This is a genomic window from Candidatus Desulfatibia sp., from assembly GCF_036446775.1.
Classification (GTDB): domain Bacteria; phylum Desulfobacterota; class Desulfobacteria; order Desulfobacterales; family UBA11574; genus Desulfatibia_A.
Genome location: NZ_JAZFTO010000220.1, coordinates 1 through 10,180, shown reverse-complemented (window position 1 = coordinate 10,180; position 10,180 = coordinate 1). Strand labels below are relative to the sequence as shown.

The following is a 10,180-nucleotide window of genomic DNA, read 5'->3' as shown; positions in this document are numbered from 1 at the left end:
AGCCTTTGGCAAAAAAATCTTCCCACCTTACCTGTTTTGCCTGCTTGTACAACGTATCGGTATCATGGCAATTGAATGCTATTAACGGCGCAAGGCACCGTGAAACAAGCCTCGTCAAATAATTAATTCGATACAGGGTTGCTTTGTCTGCCCTAAAATGAATTCCGCGAAATTGAAGCGTAATGTCTTGGGCGCCTAATTCGGCCAGTTCTTCCGCGCCTGCTTCTTTTACACCTTCAGCTATGCGGGCAAAATAACCAGAATCCTGCTGATACTTATATGCTGCCACCCGCCGCTTGCCTTTTCTACGTTTTATCATCATATCGTTTGATACCCTTACACATTTTTGTCAAAAAGTGCAAACGCACTCTCTTTATCCAAATCTATCGTCTGTTAAAGCAAAATGACGACCAGACAGCTTTGGATATATGGCCTGATTCAGGGGTTGACAAACTCGAATTTATTCCCATTATATTTCAAACTTTTAATTTTATAAGGATACTTACAGGAGAAGCTATGGATACCAAAAAAGAAACCCATCAGTTTAAGACCGAAGTGCAGCAACTATTAAAAATTATAATTACCTCGCTTTACTCCAACAAAGAAATATTTTTAAGGGAGTTGATCTCCAACGCTTCGGATGCCCTCGACAAACTTCGTTTCAAAGCTCAGTTAGAGCCTGAACTTCTTGGCGACGACACCGAGTTCAAGATTAAGCTGGCCCGCGATGGAATAAAGCAAACCATTGAAATCTCAGACAACGGTATTGGTATGACCCATGATGAGGTCATGGAAAACATCGGGACCATTGCAAAAAGCGGTACCAACGCCTTTTTAGAGGCCTTTGAACAAATAAACCAGGACAACACGCTGACGCCGGAATTGATCGGACAGTTTGGTGTTGGATTCTACAGTGCCTTCATTGTCGCTGAAAAAGTTACCCTGATTACGAAATCCGTGGGGTCGGAAAAGGCCACCAAGTGGGAATCATACGGTGACGGTTCTTATACCATTGAAGACACCAGCAAAGATTCCCGCGGAACAACCGTGATTCTCGAGCTAAAAAAAGCAGAGAAAGACGAACAGGACTTTGCCGATGAATGGACTATCCGCAATATCGTCAAAAAGCATTCTGATTTTGTCAGCTACCCTATTGTTATGGATGTTGAAAAGGATGAACCGATACCTGAAAATGAACAAATTAAGGATAAGGAAGGAAAGCCCATCGGAACAACAACCCGCAAAGTTATCCGGGAAGAGACCTTAAATTCCATGAAGGCCATCTGGACCAAAGACAAAAAAGATGTATCCGAGGAAGAATATACAGAATTCTACAAACATATAAGTCATGACTGGAATCCTCCTTTAACGCAATTGCACCTGAAATTTGAAGGCACGACCGAATACAGCGCCCTTTTGTATCTCCCTTCCAAAGCGCCTCTTGATCTGTTCAGCCATGAACGCGGGCATGGTATCAAGCTTTACAGCAAACGCGTTTTTATTATGGACGATTGCAAAGACCTGGTGCCGGAATACTTTAGATTCATTAAAGGCGTTGTGGATGCACCGGATCTCAACCTCAACATCAGCCGGGAAATCCTTCAGCAGGACCGGCTCGTTATGAACATACGCATGAATCTTGTGAAGAAGATTTTTGAGCTGCTTGCCGCTATGGAAAAGGACAAGTACGAAGAATTTTACGAAGAATTCGGTTCTGTGCTCAAAGAAGGTGTGCATACGGACGCGACCAAGCGCGACAAAATTGCAGACCTGATCAGGTACAAAACCACCAAGTCTGATGGAAAACTGGTATCGCTAAAAGACTATGTCGCCAACATGAAACCTGATCAAAAGCATATTTATTATATTACCGGCGATAATCTTTCAACATTGATTAACAGCCCGCACCTCGAAAAACTCATAGAGCAGGACTATGAGATTCTGTTAATGACTGAACCGATTGATGAATGGGTTGTTATGTCTTTGACCGAATATGACGGGAAAACCCTGAAAAGCGCCGAAAAAGGGGACCTTGATATTGATAAGGTCGATGATAAGAAAAAGAACGACTACACACCCCTGTTGGGACATATCAAATCGACTCTGCAAGACAAAATCAAAGAAGTCAAACCATCGATGCGATTGAAAAATTCTGTGGCCTGTTTGACGGGAGCAGCCGATGACATGAGTGCTTACATGGAAAAAATTTTAAAAGCCTCCGGCAAGGAAACGTCGGAAGCGAAAAGGGTGTTGGAATTGAATATTGATCATCCGGCGATTGACAAGATAAAAACTATCTTTGAAAAAGACAAGCATGATCCCGTTCTAAAGGATTACTGCCATCTGCTGCTCGACATGGCCTTGATCAGCGAAGGGGGTAAGGTGGAAAACCCCTCAAGATTTTCAAAAGTGGTCGGTGATTTGATGGCCCGGGCCATAGACGGATAGGGTTCAAAGGTTCAATGTTCAAAGCCCGCCCTGGTGCGACTCATGGCATGATTCCAAACCTGTGCTTGAGTGGGCTTAGACTATACTTTTCGTATATATAGTGCCGATGGTCGGTCTGGGCCAGGGGTTCAGAGGTTGATCCCCTCATTTAATTACCCCTATGGAATCAATGGTATAGGAAAAAAGCGCGAAGCGATTAACCTCTCCGAGGCGTAGGATCGTGCCTCTACGAGCCGGAGGCCTGAACCCTGAACCCTGAACCCTGAACCGCCTAACCCAGACCGACCGGATGTCCAAATTTTTGTGAAATCCCGCAGTATATAACGGTCTACGGTCATTTTTATCTGGTGAATGACGAGGTCTGTAGTAATTGCCGGCGCACCATTACCTGTATATGGTATACTCTGCAATTGACAAATACAATATCCTGTGATAGAAGGCCTTGCAGCATTATTTTATTAACCTAAAGATTGATAGTTCCGTAAAAAGTCACGATTTCAACATTTCTAAATCCTTTTTACCGGTTAAAGTCAATCTGTTTTTGATGGGAGATTTATTTGAAGAGTTTACGTATTCTTTTTCTGCCGATTCTGCTACTGTTGCTGTCCAACGGATGCGTGCCGTCCTTATTTAAAACACCCACAGCCCGGAATAGTGATTATGTGCAGCCTGAAAACGGCGTTCCGGCAGTGACGGAATCGTCCGCAAAAGCCGGCTCCAAGAACGAGCAGGCCTCACCGTCCGATTCTCCTCTGGAAGCGAACAACAGAGCAGTTTCCGAACAAAAAGATAATGGAAAGTTTACAAACAATACAAAAAGGCATTCCGATCATGCAAAATCGATCCAGCCCATCCTGGATGAAGCGCTCGATTTCATCCGTGTATCCCAGGATTTCTGGCAAAAAGGAGAGCTTGAAAACGCCTTGGAAGCCCTGGATCAGGCCTACTCTTTAATCTTGAAAATCGATACGGTTGATGACCCCAAGCTAATCCAGCAGAAAGAAGATCTGCGTTTTATGATCTCAAAACGTATCCTTGAGATTTACGCATCCCGCCATATTGTCGTCAATGGAGACTATAACGCCATTCCTATGCTGATGAATGAACGCGTCCAGACCGAAATCGACCGCTTTACCAAAAGCAGTGAGAAAAGTTTTTTCATTGAATCGTATAAACGCTCCGGCAGATATCGCCCCATGATGGTTTCAGCTCTGAAAGAAGCCGGTCTTCCGCTTGAATTGTCCTGGCTGCCGCTGATCGAGAGCGGGTTCAAGGTTAATGCACTTTCAAGAGCTCGCGCCCTGGGTCTATGGCAATTCATTCCCTCAACCGGATACAAGTTCGGCCTTAAACGCAACCAATTCATCGACGAACGCATTGACCCGGTTAAAGCAACCAAGGCCGCCATCTCATATTTAAAGGAATTGCATCAAATTTTCGGAGACTGGTCCACCGTACTGGCAGCTTATAACAGCGGGGAAGGACAGGTCCTGAGAGTCATCCGAAGCCAGAATATCAATTACCTTGACAACTTCTGGGACTTATATGAGCGTCTTCCCCTGGAAACCGCAAGATATGTCCCCAGATTTCTGGCCACGCTTCACATCGTCAAAAATTTGGAGAAATACGGTTTCGATTCATTGCCGGTCGAGCCGCCCTGGGACTATGAAGTCGTATCGGTATCCAAACAGGTTCATTTGCGGGATGTTGCCAAAAAAATCGGCACAACCGAAAAAGCACTACGGGGGCTGAACCCCGAACTCCGTTACCGCATACTGCCCCCGGAAAAGTACCCCTTGAGGGTTCCACCGGGTAAAAGTAAAGTGCTTTTGGCAAAACTGGATAAGATCTCCGTCTCCTCTCCACCACAACTTGCCTATATCTATCACCGGGTTAAACGCGGCGAGAGCCTTTCAACAATTGCCAAAAAATACCGCACCAGTGTTACAAGCATAACGCGGGCCAACAATATTCGTAAACGGCACTTTATCGTTGCCGGTAAGAAGCTAAAAATACCGCGGAAAGGTACCGTCGTCTACAGATCTAAAAAATACGATAAAATCTTGTCCGGCCGCCCGGCAGTTCATACTGTAAAGAGCGGTGACTCACTCTGGATAATTGCCAAGCGGTATGGCACAACCACCAAAAAAATTTGGGGGCTCAACAATCTGACGACTACTAAACTTTCCATCGGTCAGATCTTAAAAATTCCCGGGTTCAAGGGTGAAAGTCTCTCCGGCGAGACCTTAAAGACCTACGCGGTCAAACGCGGAGACAGCCCTTTTCAGATCGCCCAGAGCCATAAAATGTCTCTGGAACGCTTTCTGCGTCTCAATCGCCTGACACCCAGAAGCAAAATATATCCGGGCCAGAGACTATACGTGGAATAAAATCGTGTTACGATTTTATCTTTCATTTGAATTCATCCCGAGCTGCAAGACTTCGGCGAGCTCACGCCGAAGTCTCAGAGTCGAAGACCGTCGAGCCGCAGCGGGAAATTCAAATTTAAAACCATTGATAACCACTCTGGATTCGATGAAAAAATGGATGAAAATGAAAAACAGCAGGCCCTGCTTAGAATGCTTCCGGGCGTAGACCATGTGCTTGAGCTGGCAAAGCCGGACCTTTTTTTAAAAAATATCCCCAAATCTGTTCTGGTACGTTGTATCCGCTCTGCGGTTGAAAACTTTCGTAAGGCTATTCTTGACGGCGATCCGGACGTAACGGAAAGCGACCTGGCTGATTCCGTGTTCCTTGAAAATGTAAAAAACAGCGTGCATGCGGCTGTCAGGCCCAACCTGCGGCAACTCATTAATGCCACCGGCGTGGTTGTGCATACCAACCTCGGCCGCTCGTTGCTTGCTGTCGATGCCGTCGAAAATATTTTGACCATTGCAAGCCGTTATTCCAATCTGGAATTTGATTTGTCAAAAGGGGTTCGCGGCTCCAGGTACAGCATTGTTGAAGATATTTTGTGTGAAGTAAGCGGTGCTGAAAGCGCTATGGTGGTAAACAATAATGCCGGAGCGGTCTTGCTTTGTTTGGACACCGTCGCCCAGGGCAAAAAAGTGATTGTGTCCAGGGGTGAACTTATCGAAATCGGCGGATCATTCAGAATCCCTGATGTAATGGCCAAAAGCGGCGGGATCTTAAAGGAAGTCGGTACCACCAACCGCACCCACCTCAAAGACTACGAAAACGCTGTTGAAAATGATACCGGCCTTCTATTAAAGGTCCATACCAGCAATTACAGCGTTGTCGGTTTTACGGCTGAAGTCTCTTTGAAGGCATTGGTTGACCTGGGGAAAAAATATAAGATTCCGGTCATGGAGGATCTCGGCAGTGGAACGTTTATCGATTTTTCCAGATATGGCCTGATAAAAGAGCCCACCGTGCAGGAATCAGTGGCAGCAGGCGCCGATCTGATCACTTTCAGCGGGGACAAGCTCCTTGGGGGGCCCCAGGCGGGGATCATCGTCGGAAAACAGGAAATACTCAATAAAATAAAAACCAATCCCATGACCCGGGCTCTCCGAATCGACAAACTGACCCTGGCCGCCCTGGAGCTCACTCTGCATCACTATAGAGACCCGGAGAAGGCTATTGATTCCATTCCAACTTTGCGCATGTTAACCCTCCCTTTTGATTATATTGAAGCCCAAGCAAAGCAGCTTGTCGCCGCTCTGGAGAACATCGGCGACAGCCGCCTGAAAATTCAGCTGGTCAACATCACCTCCGCGGCCGGCGGCGGCGCCCTTCCGCTGTTAAACCTTCCCAGTAAAGGTGTGGGAATCAAGATTAAAGGAATCTCGCCGAACGCCATGGAAAGACACCTGCGCGAAAACACCCCCCCTATTATCGGCAGGATTGAAGAAGACGTTTTTATCATGGACTTAAGAACCATTCAGGATGATGAATTTGTGGCCATCAAGGATGCCTTTGAGCATATATTGAACCTCAATTGAGCGAGAGCGCCCAATTGAAAGGACTAAAACATGACCCAGGATCAAAAAGGATTATTCAGCCGTCGCAGATGTAGCCAGGAATTTCTGTTTTACCAGACAGATGCAAAACCTGAAGATGCCCCTTCAGAAGACGCCGCATCTGTCGAATCGGCTGAACTGCTAAAAGCCTTTCCCAAGATGCTTGCCGGAAAAGCATTCCTTGATCATGCCCTGGCCAGGCTTGATGGTACACCCAAATTTGCAGCCTTGGCGGTGCGGATTGACGATTTAAATGTAAAAGACAATGCCGGCAAAAGCGATTCTGATGCTGACGTGTTGGTTGATGTTGCCAGAGCAATCGACACCACATGGCAAGACCAAGCTGGAATATGGGGGCAGCTTGATCAAGATATGCTGGGATGCTTATTTTTTGAAACCGACGAAACTTCAGCGACTAAACTTGCCGAAAGCATCAAAAGCAGCCTGGCAGCACATCGTCCTGAAACCGTTTCCATAGGGATCGCGGTCTATCCCTTAATCGACTTTCTTAAAAACCAGATCTTTGACAAAACACGTAAAGCACTGGATCATGCTGCCTTCTTCGGCCCTGACAGTTCCGTTGTATTTGATGCCGTCAGTTTAAATATAAGCGGCGATAAGTTTTACCAAAAAGGAGATATCAACGGGGCTGTCAATGAGTTCAAAACGGCCCTTCGTCTCGATCCGTCAAATGTAAATGTCCACAACAGTCTCGGAGTGTGTTACGGTATTTTGGGTAATTTTGAAGACGCTAAATTAGAATTTGGAGAAACCATCCGTCTCGATCCGGAAGAGACCATGGCGGTATACAACCTCGGCCTGGTATACCTGCTTTCTGATAACAAGGCGAAGGCCTTGGAATACTTCCTGGAGGCAGAGGGGCATGCAGAGGACATCTTTGAAGTGGTGTTACAAACCGGAAAAATATATCTGGAAACCGGACAACCCGGAAAAAGCAAATTTTATTTAGAAAAAGCCGTCGAACTTAAACCGGAATCGCCGGTAGCCCATCGCCTCTTGGGTGAATACTGTGCTGCCATGAACCTGACAGATGAAGCGGTTGCGGCCTATAAAAAAGCCATCCGGTACAACCCCAATGATTCCGACTCACTTTCCGCTTTGGGGTATCTGTTTGACCTTCAAGGTGAAAATCCCGAAATCACTACCATATTCTGCCAGCAAAGCGTAGATATTTCACCTGAAACCGGCCTGTTCAGGCACAGACTCGGCCGTCTCTATTTAAAACGAAATCTGCTTCAAGAGGCCCTGGAACAGTTTCAAAAGGCGGATGAACGGGGGCATGACTCTAAAGAGACCATTAAAAAGATCGAAAAAATGATGAATTCGTAAAAAGTCGAATTCATCAGGTGTTTTGTGTTTAGTATTTTGTGTTTTGTTTGAAATACATGCTGATACACCAGCCTGTAATATCGCCAAATACTAAACACTAAACACTCTCGTAAAAAGGTCGCTCTTCTGAGTTTTTTACGAAACCGTCAATTTGATATTGATATGGGTGCACTAAAATGAAAGAGATAATTCTAAACATCCTTCAAGACAGTCTTGAAACCAAGGAACAGTTCATTAAAGACAACCTCGACCTTATTCAACGGGGGGCCGACAGCTTGGCGACCTGCATAACATCCGGCCACAAAATTATGATTTTCGGCAATGGCGGAAGTGCCGCTGATGCCCAGCATATTGCTGCGGAATTTGTTAACCGATTTCAAGTTGAACGGCCGCCCCTTGCGGCCCTCGCCTTAACCACTGACACATCGGTAATTACCAGCATTGCAAATGACTATCACTTTGATCAAATTTTCTCCAAGCAGATTCAAGCACTGGGGAAAAAGGATGATATCGCCATAGGTATCAGCACCAGCGGCGGCTCCAAAAACGTCATCCAAGCCATCTATGCTGCTAAAGATATCGGCATGTTTACCATGGGCTTAATCGGCCGCGGAGGTGAACTGGCGCAGTGTACAGATCTGGCATTTAGGGTGGAATCGGACATCACTGCAAGGATTCAGGAGGCTCATATCACCTTGGGACATATCTTGTGTGACCTTGCCGAACGGATCCTGTTCCCGGAAGAATGTAGCCATGGTTAAAAAATTTAAGCCCATTGATCTTGGCCCGGTGAAAACTTACCCGCTTTCAGAACGAAAAAGCAAAGTATCCACAACCAATTTTGCCAAAGTCTGGCAAAAGGGGGCCGGTTTTAAGGATTTTTTTAACAGCCTGCCCGACATACTTGCCGGCAGCCACCTCAAGGCTGTTGTAGCTGCCATGGCAACAGCCTTTCAAAAGCAAAAAACAATTGTTTTTGCAATGGGAGCCCATGTGACCAAAGTGGGCCTGAACCCGATTGTTATAGACCTTATGCAGCGCGGCGTTATTACCGCGGTAGCTATGAACGGAGCCGGTATTATTCACGATCTGGAACTGGCCATGGTAGGGCAGACATCCGAAGATGTAGCCGCATCCATCGGCAACGGCAGTTTTGGAATGGCACACGAAACCTGCGCATTTCTGAATGACGCCGTTCATCAGGCCGGACAAAATTCCGCCGGCCTGGGCGAAGCCGTCGGCCAATCCATTATTGACAACCACCTTCCGCTTCCAAACCAAAGCATCCTGGCCACAGGAGCGCGCCTGGGCATACCGGTTACGGTCCACGTTGCCATCGGAACAGATATCATTCATATGCATCCCGGCTTTGACGCCCAAGCTGCCGGCCGAGCATCCCATAGAGATTTCCGTACGTTTGCCGCGGTTATCGCCACGCTTCAAGAAGGTGTTTACCTGAATGTAGGGTCGGCCGTAATACTCCCTGAAGTTTTCCTAAAGGCAGTTACACTTGTCCGCAATCTGGACCACAAACTTTCCAAATTTACGACAGTGAATATGGATTTCATCCAGCATTACCGCCCCGTAACCAACGTCGTCCACCGGCCCACGGCCCACGGCGGGCAGGGTTTTAACCTTACCGGTCACCACGAAATCATGCTGCCGCTGATTGCAGCCGGAATTATCGAACAAATTAAATAGTTTTGAACAACAAAAGGTAACTTCCCAATAAGTTAGGGTTTAGAAAATCGTCGGGCTCCGGATTTTTTCGTTCACTTTGTCCTTATCTGACAATGACACATGATAAGCTCCTTATAAAAGGAAAAAAGGAGTGGGTCACCTGGAACTGATCTTTGATTTCGATGACGACCTGAAGCGCACGTTCTACGAAATCGAATGCATCCGGGGTAACTGGTCGGTACGCGGACTCAAACGCCAGATCAACGCCCTCTACTACGAACGCTCCGGGTTATCGAAAGACAAGACAAAACTGGCGGCGCTGATACAAGAAGGTGCGGAAACTGTGGATGAGCACAATATGGTGAAATGACCAATAAGTAACAAGCAACCAACAACCAGAGTCACAGTCATATTTACCAAATAAATCAAAGGTTAAGACAGAAACTTATAATTTGAGGGGCGTCCCGGAAGTCTCCTTCTTGAGGCTGAACAAGTTTAATCTGCGGCCGGAGCAGGCCGGTGAAACAAAGACAGATGTTTTGGATAGATTTTTAAGAAAAGCGTTCGATGCTGATGAATGAGGTTTTTGAAATATGACAAAAGACGAATTGATCAAACTCCTTAATGGGCATGAATGGAATAATGTTGAATTTAAGAGGGCTCAGCGCGGTGTGCCTGACTCCGCCTGGGAGACCGTGTCCTCTTTTTCAAATACTGGT

Annotated in this window: 7 protein-coding genes and 1 pseudogene; 7 read left to right on the top strand and 1 reads right to left on the bottom strand. The window is 46.4% G+C overall.

What is annotated here, in order from left to right; translation table 11 throughout:
* Positions 1-322 (bottom strand): annotated as a pseudogene (locus V3S16_RS10515) (class I SAM-dependent RNA methyltransferase); the annotation flags it as partial.
* A 194-nt stretch (positions 323-516) separates the two neighbouring features.
* Here V3S16_RS10515 and htpG point away from each other — a divergent pair.
* From htpG to V3S16_RS10480, 7 genes are all read left to right on the top strand, one after another.
* Positions 517-2,448 (top strand): molecular chaperone HtpG, encoded by a 1,932-nt coding sequence (gene htpG, locus V3S16_RS10510; protein ID WP_413884695.1) that lies wholly within the window; start codon positions 517-519, stop codon positions 2,446-2,448.
* Between the two features lie 557 nt (positions 2,449-3,005).
* Positions 3,006-4,838, top strand: a complete 1,833-nt coding sequence (locus V3S16_RS10505; protein ID WP_413884693.1) for a LysM peptidoglycan-binding domain-containing protein — start codon at positions 3,006-3,008, stop codon at positions 4,836-4,838.
* A 153-nt stretch (positions 4,839-4,991) separates the two neighbouring features.
* Positions 4,992-6,413, top strand: coding sequence for an L-seryl-tRNA(Sec) selenium transferase (selA, locus tag V3S16_RS10500; protein WP_413884692.1), 1,422 nt, complete (start codon positions 4,992-4,994; stop codon positions 6,411-6,413).
* Positions 6,414-6,443: 30 nt separating this feature from the next.
* A complete protein-coding gene (locus tag V3S16_RS10495; RefSeq protein WP_413884690.1) occupies positions 6,444-7,781 on the top strand; it encodes a tetratricopeptide repeat protein in 1,338 nt (445 codons plus the stop codon).
* A gap of 176 nt (positions 7,782-7,957) precedes the next feature.
* On the top strand, positions 7,958-8,542 hold the full coding sequence (locus V3S16_RS10490; protein WP_413884688.1) for an SIS domain-containing protein: 585 nt from the start codon (positions 7,958-7,960) through the stop codon (positions 8,540-8,542).
* Positions 8,535-9,482 carry a hypothetical protein gene (locus V3S16_RS10485; RefSeq protein WP_413884687.1) on the top strand — a complete coding sequence of 316 codons (948 nt, stop codon included), beginning with the start codon at positions 8,535-8,537 and terminating at the stop codon, positions 9,480-9,482. Before V3S16_RS10490 ends, V3S16_RS10485 begins: the two co-directional genes overlap by 8 nt.
* 130 nt (positions 9,483-9,612) lie before the next feature.
* Positions 9,613-9,831 carry a DUF1016 N-terminal domain-containing protein gene (locus tag V3S16_RS10480; protein ID WP_413884685.1) on the top strand — a complete coding sequence of 73 codons (219 nt, stop codon included), beginning with the start codon at positions 9,613-9,615 and terminating at the stop codon, positions 9,829-9,831.
* The last annotated feature ends 349 nt before the right edge of the window (positions 9,832-10,180 follow it).